This is a genomic window from Billgrantia kenyensis (assembly GCF_013697085.1).
Taxonomy (GTDB): Bacteria; Pseudomonadota; Gammaproteobacteria; order Pseudomonadales; family Halomonadaceae; genus Halomonas; species Halomonas kenyensis.
In genome coordinates this window covers 26,905-53,280 of sequence record NZ_JACEFT010000028.1, presented here as the reverse complement: position 1 = coordinate 53,280, position 26,376 = coordinate 26,905, and the positions used below count along the sequence as shown (strand labels likewise).

Below are 26,376 nucleotides of genomic sequence, written 5' to 3'. Positions count from 1 at the left end.
CGTAGGTGGGGACGACCCAGGTGAGCAGCAGCACCGCGAGGGCGGCGACGCCCAGGCCGGACCAGAAGTTCATGCGTGGCGTATCGGTCATGTGAATACGTCTTGTAGTGAGGGGCTTTTTGTAGATTGAGGTTTGCTTGAAGCAGCAAGCTGATCTGGTAGCTAATATTATTGTGACCTAAAGCAAAGCCAAAAATATCGACTGGCTGGGTGCAGGTCAAAGCACCGTATGCGCTTCATCCGTTTGCCTCAATCTGCTGTGTCTGACGTTTATTCAACGGGGGCGGGTCTCCGCTCGACCGAGAAGGGTTTTTCGACCACAGAGCGACGCTGAACCCTATTGGTGCAATTGGAGCATATATGCCCTAACTTGGTGCGGACAACCCTCGGCTTCGCTTCTGGAATATGCTTCTACGAAATGCCGCAACAGAGTGGTGCACGAGGGGGCGTAAAAATTTTCTATATATAATAACTGCTTGCAATTTTTTGGGGCTTTGTTGGTGCAAGTTGGCATGTAACATGCTTTAAGTTTGCCAGCTCCATGGATGTGCAAGTGACGTGGGCAGCCTGTTCTACCACGTGCTACAACACATGCTGGAAAGCACCAGCACCAGTGGACTTCAGCCAACCGAATCGAGCCACAGCTCAAACGGAGGACACAATGTCAGCCAAGACTCTCGCCCTGATCGAAGAACATGATGTGAAGTGGGTGGACCTGCGTTTCACCGACACCCGTGGCAAGGAGCAGCACGTCACCATCCCGGCCCGTGACGTCGACGAGGAGTTCTTCGAGAACGGCCAGATGTTCGACGGTTCCTCCATCCATGGCTGGAAGGGCATCAACGAATCGGACATGATCCTGCGTCCGGAAGACGGCACCGGCTTCCTCGACCCGTTCACCGAGGATGCCACCCTGGTGCTGCGCTGCGATATCATCGAGCCGGCCACCATGCAGGGCTACGAGCGCGACCCGCGCTCCATTGCCAAGCGCGCCGAGGCCTACCTGCAGTCCAGTGGTCTGGGCGACACCGCCTTCTTCGGCCCTGAGCCCGAGTTCTTCATCTTCGACGAGGTGCACTGGAAGGCCGACATCGAAGGTGCCATGTACAAGATCACCTCCGAAGAGGGTGCCTGGTCCACCGATCGTCAGCTCGAGGGCGGCAACCTGGGCCACCGTCCGCGGGTCAAGGGCGGCTACTTCCCGGTGCCCCCGGTGGACAGCTTCCACGACATTCGCGGTGCCATGTGCAACACCCTCGAGGCCATCGGCCAGACCGTAGAGGTACACCACCACGAGGTGTCCAACGCCGGCCAGAACGAGATCGGCGTCAAGTTCAATACCCTGGTGAAGAAGGCCGACGAGCTGCAGGAAATGAAGTACGTGGTCCACAACGTGGCCCACGCCTACGGCAAGACCGCCACCTTCATGCCCAAGCCGCTGGTCGGCGACAACGGCAGCGGGATGCACGTCCACCAGTCGTTCTGGAAGGAAGGTCAGAACCAGTTCGCCGGCGACCAGTACGCGGGCCTGTCGGAAATGGCGCTCTACTACATCGGCGGCATCATCAAGCACGCCCGTGCCCTGAACGCCTTCACCAACGCGTCGACCAACTCCTACAAGCGTCTGGTGCCGGGCTTCGAGGCGCCGGTCATGCTGGCCTACAGCGCCCGCAACCGCTCTGCCTCCATCCGCATTCCGTACACCGCGAGCCCCAAGGGCAAGCGCATCGAGGCCCGCTTCCCGGACCCGACTGCCAACCCCTACCTGGCGTTCTCCGCCATGCTGATGGCCGGTATCGACGGCATCAAGAACAAGATCCACCCCGGCGACGCCATGGACAAGAACCTCTATGACCTGCCGCCGGAAGAGGGCAAGAAGGTGCCGACCGTGGCTCACAGCCTCGACCAGGCCCTGGAAGCTCTCGACAAGGATCGCGCCTTCCTCACCGAAGGCGGCGTGTTCACCGATGACATGATCGATGCCTACATCGAACTGAAGATGGAAGACGTGGAGCGCATCCGCATGACCACGCACCCGATCGAGTTCGATATGTACTACAGCTGCTAAGCAGCCGCCGCGCCCGGTGGCAGTGCCGCCGGTTCGCCGCAAGGGCCCCGCACCGCGGGGCCTTTTTTGTCATACACTAGAGCGGAACGTTCCGTTACACGTGCCCAATTCCGACATGCCCATGCCTGGCCTCGAGCAGCAGGTGCGATGCGGAGCTCAAGGGGGAATTGCCCATGCTCAAGCCGATCGTGCTGTTCCTGCTGGGAAGCCTGGTGGCGCCCATGGCGCTGGCCACGACCATCTATCGCACCACCGATGCTCAGGGCAATGTCATTTTCACCGATGACCCCAACCGCGGCGGTGAGCCGGTCGAGCTGGCCCCGCTCACGGTAATTCCTTCGCGCATTGAGGGGCGCCAGGCCGAGCCGCCCCGGGTCGAAGGCGCCGCCCCGCGGGCCAGTCAGTCGCCGGGCCAACCCTTCATGCCCTACGACGCCTTCCGCATTCGCGCGCCTGAACATGGGGCCGACCTGCCAGCAAGCTATGCCGGTAACCTGCAGGTAGAACTGGCGATCGAGCCGGAGCTGCGTCCCGACCACAGCGTGCGGCTGCTGGTCGATGGCCAGGTAAGCCAGACTGCCATGCACACGCGAGCGTTCATGCTGACCGACCTGCCGCACGGTGAGTATGTGCTTCAGGCGGAGCTGCTTGATGCTCAGGGTCGGGTGCGTCACCGCACCTCACCTGTGAGCCTCCATGTGCATCGAGCCAGCACTACGCAGCTGCAGGGCGCTGACGGCTGATCCCCCACGCGCCCCTATCCCCGACTTCCTTGGCCTGAAGTGCCTGGTGGCGTGTTGCACCAGATGGAGGAGGCTGAGCGAACTGCTGAACTGCTGAACTGCTGAACTGGTAACTCTCCTATTTTCGCACCATCATGGTGCATTGATGGGTGGGGCGCTCGCCCCGAAATGGCGCCATAGCGGGGAATTAAGGGTTGGCGCGCTTCTTGCTTGAGTATGTTCAGCCCGGGGACCGGACTGGCCGCCGTCAGGATTGGCCGCTGCGCCATTCCGATGCAAGCGTTGCGCTTCCATCCCCCCTGTATTCACCTTGGAAGGTCGAACATGTATCGACGCCTGATGGAACACCTCACCACGGCGGTGCTGCTGCTGGATGGCGAGCTACGCTTGAGCTGGATGAATCCGGCGGCAGAGGCTTTGCTGGCGGTCAGCCTGGGGCGGGTCAAGGGGCTCGACCTGCCCTCATTGCTGCTGGGTGACGATGGCATGGGTGAGGTGCTGGCCAAGGCGCGGGACGATCAGCATCCTTTTACCCAGCGTGAAGTTCGCCTGGCGCTGCTGAGCGGTACCGTGGTGACCATCGACTACACGGTCACGCCGCTTTCCGCGGCCGAGCTGCTGGTGGAGATGGAACCCCGCGACCGCCTGCTGCGAATCTCCCGCGAGGAAGCCCTGCTCAATCGCCAGGAGGCGATCAAGGTGCTCTCGCGGGGGCTCGCTCACGAGGTCAAGAACCCACTGGGCGGCATTCGCGGCGCTGCCCAGTTGCTCGAGCGTGACCTCGACGACCCTTCGCTGAAGGAGTTCACGCGGATTATCGTCGAGGAGGTCGATCGCCTGCGCGACCTGGTCGATAGCATGCTGGGCCCCAACCAGCCGACCCGCCACGACCCCCTCAACATCCACAAGGTGCTGGAGCGAGTGCGCACGCTGCTGATGGCCGAAACTCCCGGGGTCATCGTCGAGCGAGACTATGATCCCAGTCTGCCGGACTTTCCCGGTGACGAGGCCCAGATGATCCAGGCGGTGCTCAATGTGGCACGCAATGCCATGGAGGCGATGGCCGCGGCCGGCACCAAGGCCCCACGGTTGCTGCTGCGCACCCGGGCTCGCCGCCAGTTCACCCTGGGGGCGGAGCGTCATCGGCTGGTCTGCGAGGTGGCCATGATCGACAACGGCCCGGGCATACCCGAGAGCCTGCAGGAAACCCTTTTCTATCCCATGGTATCGGGTCGTGCAGACGGCAGTGGGCTGGGTTTGTCCATTGCCCAGGGCATCCTGCACCAGCACCAGGGGTTGATCGAGTGCGACTCGCGCCCCGGACATACCGAATTCCGTCTGCTTATTCCATTGGAGAGGCGCCATGACTGATGTCGCACGTGTCGCGGTGGTCGACGACGACCGCGCCATTCGCTGGGTGCTGGAGCGCGCCCTGGCTCAGCCCGACCTCGAGGTCGAGTGCATCGATCGAGCCGATGTGGCGCTCAGCCGTCTTCTCGACGATCCCCCCGATGTGCTGGTGACCGACATCCGCATGCCGGGTATCGATGGCCTGGACCTGATGTCACGCGTGCGTGAAGTTCACCCCGAGCTGCCCGTCATCGTGATGACGGCGCACTCCGACCTGGACAGCGCCGTGGCCTCCTACCAGGGTGGGGCCTTCGAGTACCTGCCAAAGCCGTTCGATGTCGACGAGGCGCTGGCACTGGTGCGGCGTGCCGTGGCGCATGCCCGCGAGCGCAAGCGCCCGGTGAGCGTTCCAGAGGGGCTGGACGCCGAGATCATCGGTGAAGCGCCGGCGATGCAGGAAGTCTTCCGTGCGATCGGACGACTGTCCCACTCGCACATCACCGTGCTAATCAACGGTGAGTCAGGCACCGGCAAGGAGCGCGTGGCCCGGGCCCTGCATCAGCACAGCCCACGTGCCGCACAGCCCTTCATCGCCCTGAACATGGCGGCGATCCCGCGCGACCTGATCGAGTCCGAGCTGTTCGGCCATGAGAAGGGCGCCTTTACCGGGGCCACCGCCCAGCGTCAGGGGCGCTTCGAGCAGGCCAACGGCGGCACGCTGTTCCTCGATGAGATCGGCGACATGCCTGCCGAAACCCAGACACGGCTGTTGCGGGTGCTGGCCGATGGCGAGTTCTATCGGGTAGGCGGCCACACGCCGGTCAAGGTGGATGTGCGCATCATTGCCGCGACTCACCAGAACCTGGAAACGCTGGTGGAGGACGGCCGCTTCCGCGAAGACCTGTTCCATCGCCTCAATGTGATCCGGGTTCACCTGCCCAAGCTGGCCGAACGGCGCGAGGACATTCCCCGCCTGGCGCGGCACTTCCTGGCCGAGGCGGCCAAGGAGCTCGCCACCGACGTCAAGGTGTTGACCAAGGCCGCCGAGACCCACCTGACCCGCCTGCCCTGGCCCGGCAACGTGCGACAGCTGGAGAATACCTGCCGCTGGCTGACGGTGATGGCCTCGGGGCGTGAGATCCTGGTCGAGGACCTGCCGCCGGAGCTGCGCCAGGGGGATTCAGTCGAAGTCAGTAACGGTGACTGGCGGGCGGCCTTCCGCGAGTGGGCCGACCGTGCCCTCGCGGCCGGCCACACCCATTTGCTGGAGGAAGCGGTACCGGACTTCGAGCGCATCCTGATCGAGACCGCGCTCAAGCACACCGGTGGGCGCAAGGGCGAAGCCGCCGAGCTGCTGGGCTGGGGGCGCAATACCCTCACCCGCAAGCTCAAGACGCTGTTGCCCTCACTGGCGGAGGATTGAGCGGCACGTATTTCACCTGCGTGCTGCCTGCTGCCTGGACCCGCCAGTCGAGTCAGGAAGGTCGAGCCACAGGGGGTTCGACCTTCCGCGTCAGAGCGAAGGGGCACGGAGGTGGGGCTAATCCTGAAGCGTAGCAGCGATGGCCATGTTGCCCATGCCAATGCCAGAATGGGGCCTTCAGGAGGAAGCCCATGACCCAGATGCAGTGGCAGCAGTTGCTCGACCCTTCCCGGCTGCATGGAAAGCCTACCAGCGGTCGCGACGAAATCGGCCGCAGCCCGTTCCACAAGGATCACGACCGCATCGTCTTTTCCGGCTCGTTCCGGCGGCTCGGCCGCAAGACCCAGGTCCACCCGCTGACCGACAACGACCATATCCATACTCGCCTGACCCACTCGCTGGAGGTGGGCTGCGTAGGGCGCAGCCTTGGTATGATCGTCGGCGAGCTGCTCCGCGAGCGACTGCCCAAATGGATCACCCCGGCCGATCTCGGCGTGATCGTACAGGCGGCCTGTCTGGGCCACGACATCGGCAACCCCCCCTTCGGCCATGCCGGCGAATATGCCATCCGCGACTGGTTCAAGTGTGCGGAGGCGGAAGGCAGCGGGCTGCTCGAGGGGCTGAGCGCGCGCGAGCGAGCCGACCTGCTGACCTATGAGGGCAATGCCCAGGGCTTTCGTATCGTCACCCAGATCGAATACAACCAGTTTCGCGGTGGCATGCGCCTGACGGCTGCCACGCTGGGCACCCTGCTGAAATATCCCTGGACCGTGGAGCATGGCGGCGGGGCCGGCAAGTTCGGCTGCTATCAGTCGGAACAGCCCTTGCTGGAAGACGTGGCCCGCTGCCTGGGCCTGCTGCCGCGCGGCGAGGGCCGCTGGTGCCGGCACCCGCTGGCCTGGCTGGTGGAGGCTGCCGACGACATCTGCTATGCCCTGCTTGATCTCGAGGATGGCCTGGAGATGGGGATCCTGCGCTACGAGGAGGTCGCCGACGTGCTGCTGCAGATCGCCGGCGACCCACCACCGGACTACGCGCGCATGAGTCGCGACGGTGTTTCCCAGCGGCGCCGCATCGCCGCCTTGCGCGGCGCTGCCATGGAGCGGGCGGTCAACGATGTAGGAGCGGTCTTCGTAGAACACGAAACGGCGCTGCTCAACGGCAGCCTCAGCAGCGATCTGCTCGAGCTCTGCCATCCCGACTTGGGCTGGGGGGTGGCGGCGGCCAAGCAGTTGGCCCGCGAGCGCATCTTCCAGAACGAACGCAAGGCCAAGCTGGAAATCGGCGCCTACACCACCCTGGGTATCCTGCTCGAGGCCTTTATTGGCGCCGCGCACGAGCTGCACTGCACTGGGCAGTCCAGCTTCAAGCACCAACGAGTGCTGGCGCTGATCGGCGAGAACACCCCGCGCCCTTCCTGGCCGCTCTACGACAGCTACCGGCGCATGCTCGATTTCATCGGCGGCATGACCGATCACTATGCCGTCGACCTGGCCCAGGAGATGGGCGGACGGCTCAGGGGAGACTGATCACGGGCGAGGCCGCGCTCAGATCGATGGCGCCACGTTCAGTGACGGGTTGCTGTCCAGCTCCGCGGCCCGCTCCACCAGCGCCGTTATCACCGCGTCATGCAACTCGTCACTCAACTCGCCCAGGCGACGCTCACTGAGCTGCTGCGACAAGGTCTCTCCGCTGACCACCATCAGCCCTTCCGGTGTGCCGGCACAGGAAATGTCCCAGCCGGGCAAGGCGAGAACTCCCATCACCGGTACCGGCTGGCCACAGCGCTGCTCTAGCCAGGAGGCCAGCCAGCGAGAGGCACGCAGGGTCTTGACCAGCGGGGCATGCTCGCTCCAGCCCGGAAAGCGCAAGCGCTCCGGTTCGACCGTCACCAGGTTGATCTCGCGCCCATCGGCGGTGAACGGCCGTGTCCGGGCGCGTGTCTCAACCACGAACACGCCGTGGGGAGTGATGGCAATATGGTCGATGATGTCGCCATCGGTAGGCACGTCATGGAACACGTAGTAGGGGTGGGCTTCGGGACGCACCATGCGCTCCAGCTCTTGCCCCACGGCCATTTCACAGGCCAGCCCCAGCTTGATGCGGCGGATATGCTGGAAGTCACGAATCAGCAGGAAGCAGTAGATCAGCACCAGGATTGTGCTCAGGGCCCCGTAGAGCGCCCATTCGATCCAGTTCTGACGGCTGGCAAAGAGCATCCGGCCCATGCCGTAGACCAGCGGTGCCAGGGTCAGGATAGGGCCCAGCGCACCATTGAGGAACAGTGTGGCGAAAGCCTGGTCGAGCCGGTCGCGCAGTGCCTGTCCGGGTTCGCGCAGCGGCCGTGAGTTGAACGGCGAGCGTACCCGGGCATCGTGCAGGTTGCGCAAGGCGATGACGATGACGGCCATGGCCCCGAGGGGGAACAGGAAGATCAGAGGCAGCAGGTATTCCAGCCAGGCCATGGGTTCGTCCTTGCCGGTGAGGGGCACATAAGCGTCACATTCTAGACAACCTGAGGCGCCCGGGGCCATCTTCGGTACTATGTTTCCGGTATATGTCTTCGGTACAGAGGCATATGCGCCGCAGCATGATGGATAGATGATGAACGATACACCACAGCCAGCCGTGACAGAAGCGGTAGCGCAATTGCGAGACTTCATCGCAGGCCACTCACGCCTTGCCGTACTCACCGGTGCCGGGGTGAGTACCGAGAGCGGTATTCCCGATTACCGTGACGCCTCGGGCGCATGGAAGTGCGCGCCGCCCATGCAGCACCAGCAGTTCATGGCCAGCCATGCCGCCAGGCAGCGCTACTGGGCACGGGCGCTGGTGGGGTTTCGTACCCTGCATGGGGCTCGCCCCGGTGCGGCACATCTGGCATTGGCGCGCCTGGAAGCGGCGGGAGTCATCCACGGTATCATTACCCAGAACGTCGATGGCCTGCACCAGAAGGCCGGTTCGCGGTGCGTCATCGATCTGCATGGGCGCGCCGAGCAGGTCCGCTGCATGGGCTGCGGTGCGCTGCGCATGCGTCACGACCTGCATGGGGAACTGGCCGAGCGGAATCCCGATTGGCTCGCCGTGGAGGCCGAGGCACGGCCGGATGGGGATGCTGCCGTCGAGCAGGACTTCTCGACTTTCGAGGTGCCTGGCTGCCGGCGCTGCGGCATCGGTATCTGGAAGCCCGATGTGGTGTTCTTCGGCGACAACGTGCCCCGCGAACGAGTCGCTCGGGCCCGGGCGCTGGTTGAAGAAGCCGAAGCGCTGCTGGTAGTGGGTTCATCGCTGATGGTCTATTCCGGCTACCGTTTCGCGCGCCAGGCCAGTCATGCCGGCAAGCCCATCGCTTGCCTCAACCTGGGGCGCACTCGCGGCGATGCGTTCTATTCCCTCAAGCTCGAGTCGCCCATCGGGGAGGTCCTCGGCGCGGTGGCCGCCAGCTTCACGGGCGGGGTGCGAGCGGCAGGCTGAATGGCCCGGCATCTGGCCCCGGCACGATCACTGGCTCAGGCGTGATGTGTGTCAGGTTGCCCTGCTGGCGCAGTTCGGCCGATAGCTGCGGAGACCGAGCTGACTCGAACGTGCGCCGGTCGAAGCGCAGCGTGACAGGCCATGGGCCGCTATCGTGCGGCGTGGCCTGGGTTTCTGCCAGGGTGCCGGAGTCGTCGCTCAGGCGCACACGGAGTTCGGCATCGTCGCTCGGCTCGAGCCCAGCAGGTGGCTCGACCTGAGCGTCCAGCTCGGTGAACTGTGGTGCACCGGCGCAGCCCGTCAGCGCCACCAGCCCCAGCGTTACCAGGGCAAGCCGTGAGCGTTTCACGGCATTGATCACGAATGCCTGTGGATACGACATGGTTCCTCCCTGGATCAGCCTCCGGCGAGCTTGACAGTGTAGCCTCGGCGCTCCAGCTCTGCCTTGAGGAGCTCTCGATGGTCGCCCTGGATTTCAATCACGCCCTCGTCGGTGACCGAGCCGCCGGTACCGCAGCGTTTCTTGAGTGTCTTGGCCAGCGCCTTGAGTTCAGCGCTGGCAAGGGGAAGGCCGCTGAGAGTGGTCACTCCCTTGCCCTTGCGCCCGCTGGTTTCCCGGCGTATGCGCACGATCCCGTCGAGGGCCTCGATACGCTGCTGCTCGGCCAGTTCGGTACAACGGCACGCCGCTTGCGGCTGGCGGCAGCCGGGGCAGATGTCGCCGTGTTCCGTGGAATACACCAGGCCGCGCAATTGGTCTTGCAATGAGGCCATGGGAGAGCTCCTGGCTTCGATACGATGCAGGCCATGATAACGCCCCGCGGAAGGGGCTGGCTATGCCAGGTTCGGGCGATCAGGAAGTGGGAATGGCTGGGTCGGTGGAGTCAACTGCCAAAGGCGATCTGGCGATTCTCCAGGGCGCGGGTATGGGCCAGGTTCTCGACTACGTTGGGAAGCTGGAACATGCTGCTGATCATGATGGCGCCTTCCGGTGTCTCCTCGGCATCCGGAAAGCGATTCAGGTGGATTACCGTCATGCCGGCATCCAGTGCCGCCCTGACTCCTACCAGCGCATCGTCGATGGCGATGCAGTCCTCGGGCTCGAAGCCCATCTCGGTGGCGGCATGGAGGTAGAGGCGTGGGTCAGGCTTCCAGCAGTTGGCGGTGTAGCCGCTATAGAGATGCTCACCGAAGAAGTCATCGAAGCCGATTGCCTTGAGCGAAGTCTGGATCTTGTTCACGGGGCCGTTGGAGACGACGCCGCGGGGATAGTCGATCAAGGCCATGAGGGCCTCGCGCGCGCCCGTAATGGCTCCCAGTTCGGACTCGAGACGGCGGTTGAGGTTGCTGCGCATCTCGCTTTCGCCTTCGGCGAGGTGCAGTGGGTCGATGCTGCCGTATCGGCCTTCGAGTACCGCCACGATGTTACGGAAGCGACTGCCGCGAAACTCGCCGATGTAGTCGCTGGCCTGGAAGGGCAGCCCCAGCCGGGTCAAGCTGGCTGCCATTTCGGCGGCCAGCAGGGGCTCGCTGTCGACCAGCGTGCCGTCGCAATCGAAGAGCAGGCATAGGGGGCGCATCATCCTGGATTCCTCACAGTCTCGTGACTGTCGTACACCGTATGTCTTGTATCGGCATGCAGGGGTTGAAATTTAGGCCCGCGCATGTTTAAGAACGCTGTTTCCTAAGTATTGCGTGTAACCACTCCGTTTTCAAGTTGCCGTTGCGTCTTTGGTCGCATACGTGAAGCGTCCCGCTGAAAACGGGTCTGCAGAGGTGGGTTGTGTCTGCCTAGAACCGACCCATGTGTCAGAAATCACCAACGTCAGGCCGGTTTAAAGTCCCAAGCTGGCATGGTGGGGTTGGTGCTATATTTTTGATTTAAAAGATTTTTTATTTTTTATTCCGATGTTGGCCCAGCCTCTGCAACGTTCAGGGTGAGCAAGACAGACCGAATGGTAACGCAGCAGGATCTGCAGTCATCGGTCTCAATGAGCGAAGCTCCGGCTTCAAAGGAAAATTCACGTTCAACACCTCTGGAGGTGCGAACATGATGTCCAAGGAATTTCTGAAGAAACTCGGCATTGTCGGTATCACTTTTGGCCTGTCAGCCAGCCCGCTGGCTTTCGCCGATTTCCATGACGAAGAGGACACCCAGGACGGCGCCGTTCCACAGGAAACGGTTCCGGGTGATGAAGCTGGAGCAGGTGCAGGCACTGACGCTGGTGCCGGCATGGGCGCCGAAGATGATGCTGGCATGGGCGCTGGCGCTGAGGCTGAAGGTGACGCTGGCTTCGGAGCGGACGCTGAAGGCGACACTGGCGTAGGCGCCGGTGCTGGTGCTGAAGGCGACACCGGCTTCGATGCTGAAGGTGATACCGGCTTCGATGACGCCGATGACGAGTGGGAAGAAGAGAACGAAGAGGAAGAATGGGAAGAGGATCAGGATGACGACCAGGATTGGTAATCGCTGATACCCATGGATGGGTAGCCGCACATGGAAAGTGCCATCGATGCTGACCAAGGAAGGTTGCCTACCCATGGATGGGTAAGTCCTCCCCAAGGAGGGGGAATCGTTCTCAAGGATGAGAGCGGTGTCACCTGAAGGTTGATGAGATCAACCGCCTCGGAACCACCCCCGGCTCTAAGCCGGGGGTGGTTTTGTGTGCGTGGCAGGTGAAGCGGGTGACGAGCGGAGCTGGCGGGAATGCTTGCCGGAGAGGTCAGGCGGGCACGGTCATTCTGTGCTCATGTGACATTTTTCACCACTTTCTCGTCTCAGGTGAAAGTTCATTGGCTCATTCATACGCTTCTTAAGCTTTTGAAATAAAACTATTAATTGTTTTCTCTGTCGAGTTGGCCTGGGTTTCGCTTTGTCCAAGGTGCTTGTCGGAATCATTTTCGAAACGGTTTCGGTAAATTTTCAGGAAGCAGTTCAAACTTCGTAGGAGGTACGAACATGATGTCCAAGGAATTTCTCAAGAAGCTCGGTGTTGTCGGTATTACTTTTGGCCTGAGTGTCAGCCCGCTGGCAATGGCTGGTTACCATGACGAAGAGAAGGACGGTGACGATACCTTCCCTGAAGAGACCGCTCCGGAAACCAGCGGCCAGGCTCCCGTGATCGAGGGCATCGAGTACGAGAACGAAGAGGAAGAGTGGGACGCTGACGAGTGGGAAGAAGAGAATGAAGAGGAAGAGTGGGAAACCGCTGACGACGAGTGGGAAACCGAAGATGAAGAGGAAGAGTGGGAAATCGATGAGGACGACGACCAGGATTGGTAATCGCCTGAACGGCTAATCCCCGCTCATCGCCCCCGGCCATGCCGGGGGCGACGCGTTTGTGCGATACGATAAACGCTCAGATCCAGCCCAGCCACTCCCACCACAGGTAGTTCAGCGGCCACAGCAGCACCACGCTCAGCAGCGCGGTGATCAGGCACAGCCTGGCAGTTTCGCGCAGGGAAATACGTGCGGCCAGGATGCCTACGATCAACGGCGGCGCCTGATACGGCAGCAGTACGGTGGAAAACCCCACCACCTGGGTCATGTAGACCGCTTCCGGCGTCCAGTCGGTCATCGCGGCAAGACCCGGTGCCATCGGCGTCAGGATGGCAGGAATCCCTGGCAGCGTGACCAAGGTGCCGAGCAGCATGGCCAGTCCCGAAAGCATGCCGAAGACGGCAGCATCGGTGGCTTCATGCAGGGGAAGCACTGAAAGCAGGCTGCCAGCCACGCGTTCCCCCAGGCCGCTATGGAAGGCCAGCGCCCCGAGGCTGACGATACCGGCGACGTAGATGAAAGAGTCGAAGCTGATCGAGTGCAGGGGGTTGGAGCCCATCAACCTGCTGCCGGGGAACAGGCAGACCAAGGCTACCAGCATGCCGATCCAGGCCGGTGAGATGCCGTGCCAGGCATCGCTCATCCACAGCAGCACCGCCACCGTGAGCAGGGCCGCCAGACCGAGTTCGGGCCGAGTGAGTGGCGTGGTTTCTGCTGCACTGCCGGTTGATCTGGGGGCATGTGCCGGATAAAGCCATAGCATGACGACGATCAGCAGCAGCGTCTTGAGCAGGCCCAGCACCGGGAAATGCAACAGCAGGTATTCGCTGTAGTTGGGCGGCGTTCCCAGCACCGCCTCGGCGGCCCCCATCAGCACGTTATTGGGCACGTTGGCGGGCAGGATGGCGTAGGTGGGCAGGAAGGTACCCATCATGCCTCCCAGTATCAGCCCGGTGCGACCGCGCTCGCCGGGCTCGTACCCCAGATGATCGGCCAGGGTGGTGAGAATCGGCACCATCAAGAGGATGCGTCCCATGCCGGATGGCATGAAGAACGCCATGACCAGACCCAGCAGGATCACCCCGATCAGTGCCCGTCGATAGGAACCTTCCAGCCAGGGGCCGACGCCCTGCGCCAGGCTGGTACCCAGTCCGGTGTACTGGATCGCCGCGCCGATGATCAGCCCTGAAAAGACCAGCCAGGTCGCCGCCGATCCGAAGCCGGCGAAGACGATATCCGGCGACGCCACACCGGCCACGGTGCAAAGGGTGAAGAATACCAGCGCGGTCAGCCACTGCGGCAGCCAGCCGGTCGCCCACAGCCCGATGCACAGGCCGATGACGGCACCCGCGCGCACCAGCATCGACGCCTCGGGCAGCGCCAGCAGGAACAGGACCACCGCCAGCGTGGCGACAAGAGAGATCCAGTGACGAGGGGTGGGAAGCGACTTGGCGGCGGCAGGCATGCAAACTCCAGGCTCGGGCATGGCCGCAGAGTTTAGCAGGCGAAGGAATCGGCGGTCATGTCCGCCGGCCTGTCTGTTGGGTCAGGGGCTACCTGGCTCCACCGGGTCTGCCTGCTCGGGGCCGGCTTCTTCGATGATGTCGCCATCCGGCGAGATCAGGTACCAGGGGCCGCCCATGTGGTCAAGGCCCTGACCCAAGGCGTCGCCGGGATAGACGTCGCGGGCGAAGAAATAGAGCGGCCAGCCGTCGTAGGTGACCTGCCGGGTGCCGTCGTCCCGCTCGATCACGCCCAGGCGCTCGGCATCTACCTGCTCGCCGGCAGCCGGGGGCTCTTCGGTGGTGTAGGGCGGCCAGGCGATAGCGCAGGTTTCGTAGCAGGTGGAATAATCGCCGCCCTGCTCGTCTTGTTCGAATATATAGAGGCTTTTGCCGTCCTGGTTGGTCAGGTAGCGCCCGAAGGGCTCCTGCTCGCCGACTTCAGGTCGAGCCTGCTTGATTGGATCGGCCCTGGGGTCCAGCTGCTGTTCCGACTCTTCAGGGGGCATGCCTTCGACCTGCGCCAGATCGTCGCCGTTGGCGTCGCGGGCTTCCGCTGCGACGCTGCTCGCAGCGGCCAGGATCAATGCGGCCAAGAGGCCGCCGCTCAGGGCAGGTGACATCATGTCGATCTCTCCTCTCGACCTTCCGTGGCGATGTTCCTTCACTGTAGGTAGGCCCTGGGCCGTCGCGCAAGCTCAGCGACGGCGAGAGAGCCGCAGGGAGTTGGCGCTGCTGCGTCGATGGTAGGGGGTCATGGCGCGCAGGCCGGTATCCCACCAGGGCGAACTCTGGCCAAAGGCCATCTGCAGCATGGCTTTCTGGATCTCGAATCCGGTTTCCAGGCCGGCCTCGAACTTTTCCGTCACCATACGCCGGTTCTCCCGCAGCATGCGGGCACTGGTGGGAGGCTGTGTCTGCCACAGACTCTGGCGCAGGGTGATGGTGGAAACGGAAGTCGACCAGAGCTCGAAGGCCATGACGCCGAGCTTCCATACGTCCATCATGGCCGCAGGGTTGAGAGGAACCAGCGAGTAAGGCGAGACCGTCTTCATGCGATGCGTCCTTGTACAGGGGGAAACACTCAGTCGCTAGTGTGAGCGCCGTGATTGTTGCAATGCAATAGCCTGGGTTGCCTTCGCCCATTGGCGCGGCAACCGGGAACAAAAAAGGCGGCCCGTTCAGGCCGCCCCGGGTTTGACAGACGCAGTTCAGCGCACCTTCGGATCCAGCTCGCCGCGGGCGTAGCGCTCGTACATCGCCTCGAGGTTGATCGGCTTGATGCGGCTGGCATTGCCGGCGGTGCCGAAAGCCTCGTAGCGGGCGATGCAGACGTCGCGCATTGCGGTCACGGTTTCCTTGAGGTACTTGCGCGGATCGAACTCGGCCGGGTTGTTGGCCAGGAAGCGACGCACCGCCCCGGTAGAGGCCAGACGCAGGTCGGTATCGATGTTGACCTTGCGCACGCCGTACTTGATTCCCTCGACGATCTCCTCGACCGGCACGCCATAGGTCTCGGGGATTTCGCCGCCGAATTCGTTGATGATGGCGAGCCACTCCTGGGGCACCGAGGAGGAGCCGTGCATCACCAGGTGGGTGTCCGGGATGCGCGCGTGGATCTCCTTGATGCGCTGGATCGACAGCGTGTCGCCGGTGGGCGGCTTGGTGAACTTGTAGGCACCGTGGCTGGTGCCGATGGCGATGGCCAGGGCGTCGACCTGGGTCGCCTTGACGAACTCGGCGGCTTCTTCCGGGTCGGTCAGCAACTGGTCATGGGAGAGCACGCCTTCGGCGCCGATGCCGTCCTCTTCGCCGGCCATGCCGGTCTCGAGGCTACCCAGGCAGCCCAGCTCACCTTCCACCGAGACGCCACAGGCGTGGGCCATCTCGACGGTGCGACGGGTGACGTCGACATTGTAGTCGTAGTCCATCGGGGTCTTGCCGTCCTCGCCCAGCGAGCCGTCCATCATCACCGAGGAGAAGCCGAGCTGGATCGAGCGCTGGCACACCGCGGGCGAGGTGCCGTGGTCCTGGTGCATCACCACCGGGATGTGGGGGAACTCCTCCACGGCGGCCAGGATGAGGTGGCGAAGGAACGGTGCGCCAGCGTACTTCCGCGCACCGGCGGAGGCCTGGACGATCACCGGTGAATCGGTTGCGTCAGCCGCTTCCATGATGGCGCGCATCTGTTCGAGGTTGTTGACGTTGAAGGCTGGGATGCCATAGCCGCGCTCGGCGGCGTGGTCCAGCATCTGGCGCATGCTGATCAGTGCCATGAACTCACCTGTTCTCTCTATGCAGTCTATCTGGGAGCTGTAGGGTGCCGCCCGGCAGGGCCGGGCGGCTGGGGGTCAGCGAGCGGCGGCGTCTTCCAGGGCCTTCACGGCGGGCAGGATCTTGCCCTCGACGTATTCGAGGAAGGCGCCGCCGCCGGTGGAGATGTAGGAGACCTTATCCGCAATGTCGTACTTGTCGATGGCGGCCAGGGTGTCGCCGCCGCCGGCGATGGAGAAGCCGTTACTCTCGGCGATGGCGCGCGACAGCGCCTCGGTGCCGTGGCCGAACTGGTCGATCTCGAACACGCCCACTGGGCCATTCCATAGAATGGTGCCGGCATCCTTGAGCAGGCCGGCAAGCCTTCCTGCGGTATCGGGACCGATGTCGAGGATCATTTCGTCGTCGCCCACCTGGTCGACCGGCTTGACCACGGCTTCCGCCGATTCGGAGAACTCAGTGGCCACCACCACGTCGGTGGGCAGCGGGATCTCGACCTTTGCCATCAGCGCCTTGGCCTGGTCGATCAGGTCGGCTTCATGCAGCGACTTGCCGACGTTGTGGCCGGCCGCAGCGATGAAGGTGTTGGCGATGCCGCCGCCGACGATCAGCTGATCGCACTTGTCGGAAAGCGCGTTGAGCACCTCGAGCTTGGTCGAGACCTTGGAACCGCCGACGATGGCGGCCATGGGGCGCCTGGGCGTGGCCAGTGCCTTTTCCAGGGCGTCGAGCTCGGCGGCCAGCAGCGGGCCGGCACAGGCCTGGGGGGCGAAGCGCGCCACGCCGTGGGTCGAGGCCTGGGCGCGGTGGGCGGTGCCGAAGGCATCCATCACGTAGATGTCGCACAGCGCGGCGTAGCGCTGGGACAGCGTTTCGTCGTCCTTCTTCTCGCCCGCGTTGAAGCGCACGTTCTCGAGCAGTACGACTTCGCCATCGGCCAGGTCCTGGGCGCTGTCGAGGTACTCCTCGACCAGCCGCACCGGGCGGCCGAGCAGCTCACCGAGGCGCTCGGCCACCGGGGCCAGCGAGAACTCCGTCGCCGGCTCGCCCTCGGTGGGGCGCCCCAGGTGGCTCATCAGCATCACTTTGGCGCCGGCCTCCATGGCCGCCTTGATGGTCGGCAGGCTGGCCCGCAGACGGGCGTCGCTGGTCACCTTGCCGTGCTTGACGGGTACGTTCAGGTCCTCGCGGATCAGCACCCGCTTACCGCGAAGCTCGAGGTCGGTCATCTTGAGCACGTTCATCAAGCGTCTTCCTTTCCTTGTCTGAGGGAAACCGCAGCCGGGATCATCTGGCCACCCTTGGCAGGGCCGCCATGCGCTGGGCGACATCGAGCATGCGGTTGGCAAAGCCCCACTCGTTGTCGAACCAGCACAGCAGCTTGATCAGGCGATGACCCGCCACTCGGGTCTGAGTGGCGTCAACGATACCCGAGCGGGGGTCATGGTTGAAGTCGACCGAGGCCATGGGCTCCTCGGTGTAGCCGAGCAGGCCGGCCAGGCGCCCTGCGCTGGCCTCGCGCAGCAGGGCGTTGACCTCGCTGGCCGTGGTATCGCGGCGCACGCAGAGCGACAGGTCCATGGCCGAGACGTTGATGGTCGGCACGCGCATGTGCAGGCATTCGAAGCGTCCGGCCAGGTGCGGCATCAGGCGATTGATGCCGCGGGCCAGGTTGGTATCGACTGGCACGATGGAGTGCATCGCCGAGCGCGTCAGGCGCAGGTCGGTCTGATGGTAGGCGTCGATCACCGGCTGGTCGTTCATCGCCGAGTGCACCGTGGTGGTCACGCCGTGCTCGATGCCCAGTGCCTCGTCAAGCACCGTGAGCACCGGTATCAGGCAGTTGGTGGTGCACGACGCTGCCGAGACGATGCGATGCCCGGCGGCCAGCTCGCTGTCGTTGATGCCGCAGACGATGGTGGCGTCGACGTCACTTTCGGCGGGCTGGGAAAACAGCAGGCGTCCGGCGCCGGCGTCGAGGTGCCGGTCGGCGGTGGTGCGGTCCTTGAAGCTGCCGGAGCACTCCAGCACCAGGTCGATACCGAGTTCGGCCCAGGGTAGCCGGTCCGGCTCCGGCTCCGTCAGTACCTCGATGGAGGCGCCGTTGACGACCATGCGATCCCCGGACGTTTCCACCTTGCCGGGAAAACGGCCGTGGGTGGTGTCGTAGCGGGTCAGGTAGGCGATGGTGTCCAGGTCGGAGAGCTCGTTGATTGCCACCACTTCCAATGCCTGTTCGCCGGCAGCGAGATGCAGTTGCCGCTCCAGCAGCGCGCGCAGCACGCACTGGCCGATGCGGCCATAACCATTGATGGCGATACGTTGGGGCATGTCGGGAGCAGAACTCTCTTGCCGGCGGAAAGCGGCGATTCTAGCGCATTTTCGCTGATCTTGCCCAACTGGCGCCGGTGTTGCCGGCTGTAGCGATGCCGGGTGCCATGGAGTTGGGGAGAGGCCTTGAAAAATACCGGCAAGGCCCTATTGAAACGTTACGGCACGGCAAATTCAGTCTGCGTCGTGCCGCGGTTCGGGTTAACCCGTGAGAACAAAGCCTGATCAGCGTAGGAGGTGTTCGATATGTTCGGAGATCTCAGGCGTTTCGATACCGGCCTCTCGCCGGAGGCGGACTGGTTTCGCCAGTGGTTCCAAGACCTCTTCAATGAGGGTGGCGCAGCGGACATTCGCTCCGTACCGCGCGGCAGTTTTCCGATGATCAACGTTGGCCGCACCGATGATGCCGTGCGCGTCTATGTCCTCGCGGCGGGACTGGGCATGAACGATCTCGACATCAGCGTACAGGACAACGTGCTGATCCTGCGCGGCACGAGAAATGCCCTGCCGGGGCACGGGGAGGAGGACAGCAGGCGACCCAGCTTCCGTCGCGAGCGCTTCGACGGAGAGTTCGTCCGTTCCATCGCCCTTCCCGAGGGTATCGACGTCGAGCGTGCCGAGGCGCGGTGTCACGACGGGGTGTTCGAGATTCACTTGCCCAAGCAGGAGGAGCTCAAGCCGCGTCGCATCGAGATCCAGGCGGCATGAATGGCGCGCCTGGGGGTTCAGGTCATTGATAGGGAGGTGATGAGCATGAGCGAAGTCACTCGTCATGAGTCTCAGACTGGTGCGCCCATGCCTGGGCGTGAGCGCTTGGCGATGCGTCCCCCCGTGGATATCTATGAGGAGGACAACGTCCTGATGGTCGTGGCAGACATGCCCGGAGTGACCCGAGACGGCTTGAACGTCGAAGTGGACGGGCATCTGCTCAGCATCGAAGGCGAGATTAGCATTGATATGCCGGAGGGCATTACCGCGACCTATGCGGAGGCCCAAGCCCAGCGCTATGCTCGGCGCTTCACGCTGAGTCATGAGATCGACACTGCGGCCATCGAGGCGCGCCTGGAGAATGGCGTGCTCACGCTACGCCTGCCCAAGGCGGAGCGGCATCGCAGCCGCAGGATCGAGATCAAGGCAGCTTAGCTGTCCTTGAGCGGGGCTCGTAAGCGCCTTTCCGCAGTGGAAGGGCGCTTGCGTTTGCAAGCGAAGCGTACGCTCGGTACGGTTTTCACTACGCTGGGAATAGCGATTCACGACACCATGGAGAGGAAGACATGACCGACATTACCCAACTGCTGGGTGACGACGCCGAGTACCTGCTGGATCACCGCTGCCGAGGCTTTCCCCGCGAACAGCTGCATCTGCCGGGGCCGGACTTCGTCAGCCGGGTGGTGGCCGACAGCGACCGCAGCCCGGCGGTAATGCGCAGCCTGCAGGCGATGTTTGGCCACGGCCGCCTGGCTGGCACCGGCTACCTCAGCCTGCTGCCGGTGGATCAGGGCATCGAACACTCGGCCGGCGCTTCGTTCGCTCCCAATCCGCGCTACTTCGACCCGGCCAACATCGTCGAGCTGGCCATCGAGGGCGGCTGCAACGGTGTGGCCTCGACCCTTGGGGTGCTGTCGTCGGTGGCGCGCCGCTATGCCCACCGCATCCCGATGATGCTCAAGCTCAACCACAACGAGACGCTGAGCTACCCGGCGATGTACGACCAGACCCTGTTTGCCGAGGTGGACCAGGCTCACGACATGGGCTGCGTGGCGGTGGGGGCGACCATCTACTTCGGCTCCCCCGAGAGCCGCCGTCAGATCATGGAGATCAGCGAGGCCTTCGAACGCGCCCATCAGCTGGGCATGGCCACGGTACTGTGGGCCTACCTGCGCAACCCGGGGTTCAAGCACGAGGGCAAGGACTACCATGTGGCGGCTGACCTCACCGGCCAGGCCAACCATCTCGCTTCGACGATCAAGGCCGACATCGTCAAGCAGAAGCTGCCCGAAACCAATGGTGGCTATCAGGACATCGGCTTCGGTCATACCCACGCCAAGGTCTACAGCGAGCTGACCTCCGATCATCCCATCGACCTGGCCCGTTACCAGGTGGCCTGCTGCTACATGGGGCGCGCCGGGCTGATCAACTCCGGCGGCGGCTCCAAGGGCCACTCCGACCTGGGCGAGGCGGTACGCACCGCCGTGATCAACAAGCGCGCCGGAGGCATGGGGTTGATCTCGGGGCGCAAGGCGTTCCAGAAGCCCATGAGCGAGGGCGTCGAGCTGCTCCACGCCATCCAGGACGTCTACCTCGACCAGAGCGTGACAGTGGCCTGAGCACCATCCTGCAAACAGGCAAGTAAAAGGGCACGACCGTCAGGTCGTGCCCTTTCTTCATGGTGCTAGCCTACCGCTAGGGCATGCCTCTCAGCCCAGCAGCTCCTTGGCCTGATTCACCACGTTCTCCACGGTGAAGCCGAAGTGCTTGAACAGGTCGCCTGCCGGGGCGGATTCGCCATAGGTCTTCATGCCGACCACGCGGCCGTCGAGGCCCACGTACTTGTACCAGTAGTCGGCGTGGCCGGCCTCGATGGCGATGCGCTGGGTCACCGAGCGTGGCAGCACTTTCTCGCGGTATTCGGCGTCCTGGCCGTCGAAACGATAGGCCGAGGGCATCGAGACCACGCGTATCGCATGGCCCTGACCTTCCAGCTCGGCGGCAGCATCCATCGCCAGCGCCACTTCGGAGCCGGTAGCGATCAGGATCAGCTCGGGGGTGCCTTCACTGTCCTTGAGGACATAGGCGCCGCGCTGGATCTCGGCCAGCTGCTGCTTGCTGCGCTGCTGGTGCGGCAGGTTCTGACGCGATAGCACCAGCGCGGTGGGGCCGGAGTTGCGCTTGATCGCCGCGTCCCAGGCGGCGGCGGTTTCCACCGCGTCGCAGGGGCGCCAGGTGCACAGGTTGGGCGTGCTGCGCAGGTTGGTCAGCTGCTCGATCGGCTGGTGGGTGGGGCCGTCTTCGCCCAGGCCGATGGAGTCATGGGTGAAGACGTAGATGGCACGCTTGCCCATCAGTGCCGCCATGCGCACTGAGTTGCGCATGTACTCCATGAAGATCAGGAAGGTGGCGCCGTAGGGAATGAAGCCGCCGTGAAGCACGATGCCGTTCATGATCGCGCCCATGCCGAACTCGCGCACGCCGTAGTGCAGATAGTTACCGCTCGGGTTCTCCCGCGAGATCGACTTGGCGCCGCTCCAGAAGGTCAGGTTGGAGGGCGCCAGGTCGGCGCTGCCGCCGAGCAGCTCGGGCAGCTGCGGGCCGAGCTCGTTGAGGCACAGCAGCGACGCCTTGCGCGTGGCGATGGTCTCGCCTTTCTCCTGCATTTTCTCGATGAAGGCCTCGCTGGTAATCTCAGCCGGCAGCTTGCACTGAGTTCGACGGCTGAACTCCTTGGCCAGCTCGGGGTGCTCGTCGCGGTAGCGGGCGAAGCGGGCCTGCCAGTCGTCCTGCTGCGACTTGCCGCGCTCGCGGGCGTCCCATCCCTGGTAGACAGGCTCGGGAATGTGGAACGGCGCGTGGGGCCAGTCGAGCTGCTTGCGTGCGGCGGCCACTTCCTCGTCGCCCAGCGGGGCGCCGTGGCACTCCTCCTTGCCCTGCTTGTTGGGTGCGCCGAAGCCGATTACCGTCTTGCAGATGATCAGGCTGGGCTTCTCGTCGTGGCTGCGGGCCAGTTCGATGGCGGCCTTGATCTCCTCGGGATTGTGGCCGTCGACGTTGGGCACCACGTGCCAGCCGTAGGCCTCGAAGCGCTTGGCGGTGTCGTCGGTGAACCAGCCTTCCACCTCGCCGTCGATGGAGATGCCGTTGTCGTCATAGAACACCGTGAGCTTGCCCAGGCCGAGGGTGCCGGCCAGCGAGGACACCTCGTGGGAGATGCCCTCCATCATGCAGCCGTCACCGGCGAAGCAGTAGGTGTGGTGGTCGACGATGGTGTGGCCGGGGCGGTTGAACTGCGCCGCCAGGGTCTTCTCGGCGACGGCCATGCCCACGGCGTTGGCCAGGCCCTGTCCCAGCGGGCCGGTGGTGGTCTCGATGCCCGGGGCGTAGCCGAATTCGGGGTGACCTGCAGTCTTGGAGTGCAACTGGCGGAAGTTGCGCAACTGCTCGAGCTCGAGGTCGTAGCCGGTCAGGTGCAGCAGCGAGTAGAGCAACATGGAGCCGTGGCCGTTGGACAGCACGAAGCGGTCGCGGTCGGGCCACTTGGGATCGCTGGGGTCGTGCTTGAGGTAGTCGTTCCACAGCACTTCGGCGATGTCGGCCATGCCCATCGGGGCGCCGGGATGGCCTGACTTGGCCTTCTGAACGGCATCCATGGATAGGGCGCGAATGGCGTTGGCCAGTTCGAAACGGGATGGCATGTTGGGTTAGCTCCTCGCCTGCGGCAGAATGGGGCAAGTCATCGGCGGCCTGCCGGGCCTGCCGGTAGCGTTCTGGCTGGGCGCCGCAAGAAGGTACGGCGCAGTCGAATCCGGGCGCCTATTGTCGCCGACTTGCCGCCGGTCATCAAATGACGGGTGCCACTGCCGGTGCCAGCATGTAAACTCGTGTGCTCACAGCGCTGCATGCTCGCCGGGCAGGAAGCCAGGCATCATGCCGCCTCAGGCGTCGTCACCCCGCTTCGACGACAGCGCCGCGCCTTACCGATACTAACGCTTGCCGATACATAGAAGGGTCGACACGCATGAGCGAATACTCCCTGTTCACCTCCGAATCCGTCTCCGAGGGGCATCCGGACAAGATCGCCGACCAGATCTCCGATGCGGTGCTGGACGCCATCATCGCCCGCGACAAGCATGCCAGGGTGGCCTGCGAGACGCTGGTCAAGACCGGCGTGGCCATCGTCGCCGGCGAGATTACCACTTCGGCCTGGGTCGACCTCGAGGAACTGGTGCGTCAGGTGATCATCGATATCGGCTACACCTCCTCCGAGGTTGGCTTCGACGGTGAGACCTGCGGCGTGCTGAACCTGATCGGCAAGCAGAGCGTGGATATTGCCCAAGGGGTCGATCGCAGCAAGCCGGAAGATCAGGGGGCGGGCGACCAGGGGCTGATGTTCGGTTATGCCACCAACGAGACAGAATCCCTCATGCCAGCGCCGATCCACTATGCTCATCGCCTGGTGGAGCGCCAGGCCGAGCTGCGCAAGCATGGTCTGCTGCCGTGGCTGCGCCCGGACGCCAAGAGCCAGGTGACGTTCCGCTACGACGAGGCGGGCATGCCCTGCGGCGTCGAGGCGGTGGTGCTCTCGACTCAGCATGCGCCGGAGATCGATCAGGAGGAGCTGCGACGCATGGTCAAGCGCGAGATCATCGAGGAGGTGATCCCGGCCGAGTGGCTGACCGAGTCGACCAAGTACCACATCAACCCCACCGGCAAGTTCGTCATCGGCGGTCCGGTGGGCGACTGCGGCCTCACCGGGCGCAAGATCATCGTCGATACCTACGGCGGCATGGCGCGCCATGGCGGCGGCGCCTTCTCCGGCAAGGACCCCTCCAAGGTCGACCGTAGCGCCGCCTACGCCGGACGCTACGTGGCCAAGAACATCGTCGCCGCCGGGCTCGCCGACCGCTGCGAGATTCAGGTTTCCTATGCCATCGGCGTGGCCGAGCCCACCTCGGTGTCGATCAACACCTTCGGCACGGCCAAGGTGGACGAGGCGCGCATCATCGAACTGACGCGCGAGCACTTCGATCTGCGCCCGTTCGCCATTACGCGCATGCTCGATCTGTTGCACCCGATGTATCAGCTCACTGCAGCCTATGGCCACTTCGGTCGTGAGCCCTTCGAGACCAGCTACCACTGGAAGGACACCAAGGGTCAGGAGCACACCGAGACCTTTACCGCCTTCCCCTGGGAGCGCACCGACCGCGCCGCGGCGCTGCGTCAGGCCGCCGGTTTGTAAGCACTCGCCCAGGCATGAAGTGACAGGCCCCGCCGGCTTAGCCGTGCGGGGCCTGCTGTTATGGTCGAAATAGAGGGTCGACCACCCCCCATGAAGTGAATCTCAGTGGGCAGCTGCTGTCGGAGCCACCATGCGGAGGCCCGGCAGCGGTCGCTCGCTGTGCCAGCAAAGTAAAAGCAAGTAATGGAGAGATCGACCAATGGACAAGCAACCCCACGAGCAGAGACAGGGCGAGGCGCCGGGTGGCGAAGAGGCCAGCGGGCGCTCCGCCAGATTGATATGGGGGCTGCGCGCCTTCGGGTTGCTGGTGGCGCTGATCGTCTGGCTTGCCATGGGCCAGGCCGAAGGACTGTCGCCGGATGCGCGCTGGGTGGCGACGATCGGCGCCCTGATGGCGGTGTGGTGGATGACCGAGGCGATCCCGCTCTCGGCTACGGCCCTGCTGCCGATCGTGCTGATCCCGATGCTGACGGAGCGAACCGTCGCTCAGGCCACGGCGCCCTACGCGAGCTCCATCGTGTTTCTGTTTCTCGGCGGTTTCCTGATCGCCATCGCCATGGAGAAGTGGAACCTGCACCGGCGCATCGCGCTCTTGACCCTGGCCCGGGTCGGGGTCTCGCCGCATCGGATCGTGCTCGGCATGATGCTCGCCACGGGGTTCCTGTCGATGTGGGTCTCCAACACCGCGACAACGCTGATGATGCTGCCGATCGGCCTCTCCGTGCTGGCCCTGGTCGCGGAACGCAGCGGCGAGTCGATGGCCACACCCGCGCCGGGACATGACCCGGCGGGACACGAGCACGACCATCACCGGCCCGGCCACGTCGACTTCATCGTTGATGAGAACGTCAAGCGCTTCGGTCTCTGCCTGCTCCTGGCAATCGCCTGGTCGGCGAGCATGGGCGGCCTCGGCACCCTGCTTGGCAGCCCCCCCAACGCTATCGTCGCCGGCTACGCCGCCGACGAGTTGGGTCGCAACATCGGCTTTCTCGAATGGATGATGCTCGGTGTGCCCCTGGGGTTCACCTTCATCCTGGTGGGTTGGGTGTTGATGACCCGGGTGCTCTACCCGTTCAAGGTCGCGGAGATTCCCGGCGGCAAGGAGATGATCGACGGCGAGATCCAAAAACTCGGCGGGCTCAGCCAAGGCGAGAAGATGGTGATGCTGGTGTTCGGCTCGGCGGCCTTCCTGTGGGTCGTGCCCGGCCTGCTTGCCAGTATCCCGGGAGTGGGAGAGCGCTTGGGGCCGCTGGGTAATCTCGATGACACCGCCATTGCCATCGCTGCCGGCATTGCGCTGTTCTTCCTCCCCGCGCGAGGGCGGGACGAGATGGTGCTGACCTGGCAGGATGCCGAGGACGGGCTGCCCTGGGGCGTCTTGCTACTGTTCGGCGGTGGCCTGAGCCTGGCGGGTGCGGTAGCCGGAACCGGTCTCGACAGCTGGTTCGGCGAGCAGATCACCGGGCTGCATGTGCTGCCGATCCTGCTGCTGGTCGCCGCCGTGGCCTCTATCGTGCTCTTCCTCACCGAGGTCACCAGCAACACGGCGACGGCTGCGACATTCATCCCCGTGCTCGGAGGGGTGGCAGTGGGCATCGGCGCCGACCCGATGACGCTGCTGATTCCTGCGGCCTTCGCCGCGACCTGCGCCTTCATGCTGCCGGTCGGTACGCCACCCAATGCCATCGTGTTCGGCACCGGCGCGGTCACCATTGGTCAGATGGCCCGCGGCGGCGTCGTTCTCAACATCATCGGGGTCGTCTTGATCACGCTGTTCTGCTATCTGCTCGGCGGCTTTGCGTTGGGGCTGCAGTTCTGACCTTCACTGGGGTGGCATCGTGACGGGCTCTCCCCGGCCTGGGCTTCAGCCGAGCGCCACCCCACTTCGTTCGGTACCTCCGGTGCCGTTCGAGTGTGTCGATCAGCCAGGGAGGTGCGAGCGTTGATTGTCGCTGCCAGCGTTCCCTGCCTATAGTGA

The 26,376-nt window shown here is 64.0% G+C and carries 24 protein-coding genes; 13 read left to right on the top strand and 11 right to left on the bottom strand.

Features of this window, described 5'->3' with window-relative positions:
• Window positions 1-661: 661 nt before the first annotated feature.
• The 5 genes from glnA to H1D44_RS17275 all read left to right on the top strand — a co-directional run bounded on the left by glnA (window position 662) and on the right by H1D44_RS17275 (window position 7,113).
• A complete protein-coding gene (glnA, locus tag H1D44_RS17295) occupies window positions 662-2,068 on the top strand; it encodes a glutamate--ammonia ligase (RefSeq protein ID WP_181516299.1) in 1,407 nt (468 codons plus the stop codon).
• Window positions 2,069-2,241: 173 nt separating this feature from the next.
• Window positions 2,242-2,811, top strand: coding sequence for a DUF4124 domain-containing protein (locus H1D44_RS17290; protein WP_181516297.1), 570 nt, complete (start codon window positions 2,242-2,244; stop codon window positions 2,809-2,811).
• Window positions 2,812-3,135: 324 nt separating this feature from the next.
• Window positions 3,136-4,182, top strand: a complete 1,047-nt coding sequence (gene glnL, locus H1D44_RS17285; protein WP_181516295.1) for a nitrogen regulation protein NR(II) — start codon at window positions 3,136-3,138, stop codon at window positions 4,180-4,182.
• Window positions 4,175-5,584: a nitrogen regulation protein NR(I) gene (gene ntrC / locus H1D44_RS17280; RefSeq protein ID WP_181516293.1), complete on the top strand. Its 1,410-nt coding sequence runs from the start codon at window positions 4,175-4,177 to the stop codon at window positions 5,582-5,584. The genes glnL and ntrC overlap by 8 nt, the downstream gene beginning before the upstream one ends.
• A 191-nt stretch (window positions 5,585-5,775) precedes the next feature.
• Window positions 5,776-7,113, top strand: a complete 1,338-nt coding sequence (locus H1D44_RS17275; RefSeq protein ID WP_181516291.1) for a deoxyguanosinetriphosphate triphosphohydrolase — start codon at window positions 5,776-5,778, stop codon at window positions 7,111-7,113.
• A gap of 18 nt (window positions 7,114-7,131) precedes the next feature.
• On the opposite strand, the gene H1D44_RS17270 is transcribed toward H1D44_RS17275, so the two are convergent.
• Window positions 7,132-8,049 (bottom strand): nuclease-related domain-containing protein, encoded by a 918-nt coding sequence (locus H1D44_RS17270; protein ID WP_181516289.1) that lies wholly within the window; start codon window positions 8,047-8,049, stop codon window positions 7,132-7,134.
• A 136-nt stretch (window positions 8,050-8,185) separates the two neighbouring features.
• Here H1D44_RS17270 and H1D44_RS17265 point away from each other — a divergent pair, with 136 nt between their 5' ends.
• Window positions 8,186-9,058, top strand: coding sequence for an NAD-dependent protein deacetylase (locus H1D44_RS17265; RefSeq protein WP_181516287.1), 873 nt, complete (start codon window positions 8,186-8,188; stop codon window positions 9,056-9,058).
• Here the strand turns inward: H1D44_RS17265 and H1D44_RS17260 are convergent.
• The 3 genes from H1D44_RS17260 to H1D44_RS17250 form a co-directional block, all read right to left on the bottom strand.
• The gene (locus H1D44_RS17260) at window positions 9,030-9,440 is read right to left on the bottom strand and encodes a YbaY family lipoprotein (RefSeq protein ID WP_181516285.1); all 411 of its coding nucleotides are present in this window, start codon (window positions 9,438-9,440) and stop codon (window positions 9,030-9,032) included. The two genes, H1D44_RS17265 and H1D44_RS17260, sit on opposite strands and share 29 nt — an antisense overlap.
• 14 nt (window positions 9,441-9,454) lie before the next feature.
• The gene (locus tag H1D44_RS17255; RefSeq protein WP_181516284.1) at window positions 9,455-9,832 is read right to left on the bottom strand and encodes a translation initiation factor Sui1; all 378 of its coding nucleotides are present in this window, start codon (window positions 9,830-9,832) and stop codon (window positions 9,455-9,457) included.
• A gap of 110 nt (window positions 9,833-9,942) precedes the next feature.
• Window positions 9,943-10,641 carry an HAD-IA family hydrolase gene (locus H1D44_RS17250; protein ID WP_181516282.1) on the bottom strand — a complete coding sequence of 233 codons (699 nt, stop codon included), beginning with the start codon at window positions 10,639-10,641 and terminating at the stop codon, window positions 9,943-9,945.
• Between the two features lie 467 nt (window positions 10,642-11,108).
• On the opposite strand from H1D44_RS17250, the gene H1D44_RS17245 reads away from it, so the two are divergent.
• Together H1D44_RS17245 and H1D44_RS17240 are read left to right on the top strand one after the other, a co-directional pair.
• Window positions 11,109-11,525 carry a hypothetical protein gene (locus H1D44_RS17245; RefSeq protein WP_181516305.1) on the top strand — a complete coding sequence of 139 codons (417 nt, stop codon included), beginning with the start codon at window positions 11,109-11,111 and terminating at the stop codon, window positions 11,523-11,525.
• A 492-nt stretch (window positions 11,526-12,017) separates the two neighbouring features.
• Window positions 12,018-12,341 (top strand): hypothetical protein, encoded by a 324-nt coding sequence (locus tag H1D44_RS17240; RefSeq protein WP_181516280.1) that lies wholly within the window; start codon window positions 12,018-12,020, stop codon window positions 12,339-12,341.
• Window positions 12,342-12,417: 76 nt separating this feature from the next.
• On the opposite strand, the gene H1D44_RS17235 is transcribed toward H1D44_RS17240, so the two are convergent.
• The 6 genes from H1D44_RS17235 to H1D44_RS17210 form a co-directional block, all read right to left on the bottom strand.
• Window positions 12,418-13,803 carry an SLC13 family permease gene (locus H1D44_RS17235; protein WP_181516279.1) on the bottom strand — a complete coding sequence of 462 codons (1,386 nt, stop codon included), beginning with the start codon at window positions 13,801-13,803 and terminating at the stop codon, window positions 12,418-12,420.
• 81 nt (window positions 13,804-13,884) lie between these two features.
• The gene (locus tag H1D44_RS17230) at window positions 13,885-14,466 is read right to left on the bottom strand and encodes a COG4315 family predicted lipoprotein (protein WP_181516277.1); all 582 of its coding nucleotides are present in this window, start codon (window positions 14,464-14,466) and stop codon (window positions 13,885-13,887) included.
• 72 nt (window positions 14,467-14,538) lie between these two features.
• Window positions 14,539-14,895, bottom strand: a complete 357-nt coding sequence (locus tag H1D44_RS17225; RefSeq protein ID WP_181516274.1) for a hypothetical protein — start codon at window positions 14,893-14,895, stop codon at window positions 14,539-14,541.
• A gap of 156 nt (window positions 14,896-15,051) precedes the next feature.
• Complete coding sequence (gene fba, locus H1D44_RS17220) at window positions 15,052-16,116, bottom strand: class II fructose-bisphosphate aldolase (protein ID WP_181516272.1); 1,065 nt, start codon at window positions 16,114-16,116, stop codon at window positions 15,052-15,054.
• 75 nt (window positions 16,117-16,191) lie between these two features.
• The gene (locus tag H1D44_RS17215) at window positions 16,192-17,358 is read right to left on the bottom strand and encodes a phosphoglycerate kinase (protein ID WP_181516270.1); all 1,167 of its coding nucleotides are present in this window, start codon (window positions 17,356-17,358) and stop codon (window positions 16,192-16,194) included.
• A gap of 43 nt (window positions 17,359-17,401) precedes the next feature.
• Window positions 17,402-18,445, bottom strand: a complete 1,044-nt coding sequence (locus H1D44_RS17210) for a type I glyceraldehyde-3-phosphate dehydrogenase (RefSeq protein WP_181516268.1) — start codon at window positions 18,443-18,445, stop codon at window positions 17,402-17,404.
• A gap of 246 nt (window positions 18,446-18,691) precedes the next feature.
• Here H1D44_RS17210 and H1D44_RS17205 point away from each other — a divergent pair, with 246 nt between their 5' ends.
• The 3 genes from H1D44_RS17205 to H1D44_RS17195 all read left to right on the top strand — a co-directional run bounded on the left by H1D44_RS17205 (window position 18,692) and on the right by H1D44_RS17195 (window position 20,772).
• Window positions 18,692-19,153 carry an Hsp20/alpha crystallin family protein gene (locus tag H1D44_RS17205; RefSeq protein WP_181516266.1) on the top strand — a complete coding sequence of 154 codons (462 nt, stop codon included), beginning with the start codon at window positions 18,692-18,694 and terminating at the stop codon, window positions 19,151-19,153.
• 45 nt (window positions 19,154-19,198) lie between these two features.
• Complete coding sequence (locus tag H1D44_RS17200) at window positions 19,199-19,588, top strand: Hsp20/alpha crystallin family protein (protein WP_181516264.1); 390 nt, start codon at window positions 19,199-19,201, stop codon at window positions 19,586-19,588.
• A gap of 131 nt (window positions 19,589-19,719) precedes the next feature.
• Window positions 19,720-20,772 (top strand): class I fructose-bisphosphate aldolase, encoded by a 1,053-nt coding sequence (locus tag H1D44_RS17195; RefSeq protein ID WP_181516262.1) that lies wholly within the window; start codon window positions 19,720-19,722, stop codon window positions 20,770-20,772.
• 90 nt (window positions 20,773-20,862) lie between these two features.
• Here H1D44_RS17195 and tkt read toward each other — a convergent pair whose 3' ends face one another.
• A complete protein-coding gene (gene tkt, locus H1D44_RS17190; protein WP_181516260.1) occupies window positions 20,863-22,854 on the bottom strand; it encodes a transketolase in 1,992 nt (663 codons plus the stop codon).
• A gap of 323 nt (window positions 22,855-23,177) precedes the next feature.
• On the opposite strand from tkt, the gene metK reads away from it, so the two are divergent.
• The gene (gene metK / locus H1D44_RS17185; protein ID WP_181516258.1) at window positions 23,178-24,398 is read left to right on the top strand and encodes a methionine adenosyltransferase; all 1,221 of its coding nucleotides are present in this window, start codon (window positions 23,178-23,180) and stop codon (window positions 24,396-24,398) included.
• A 199-nt stretch (window positions 24,399-24,597) separates the two neighbouring features.
• Window positions 24,598-26,217, top strand: coding sequence for an SLC13 family permease (locus H1D44_RS17180; RefSeq protein ID WP_181516256.1), 1,620 nt, complete (start codon window positions 24,598-24,600; stop codon window positions 26,215-26,217).
• Window positions 26,218-26,376: the final 159 nt, after the last annotated feature.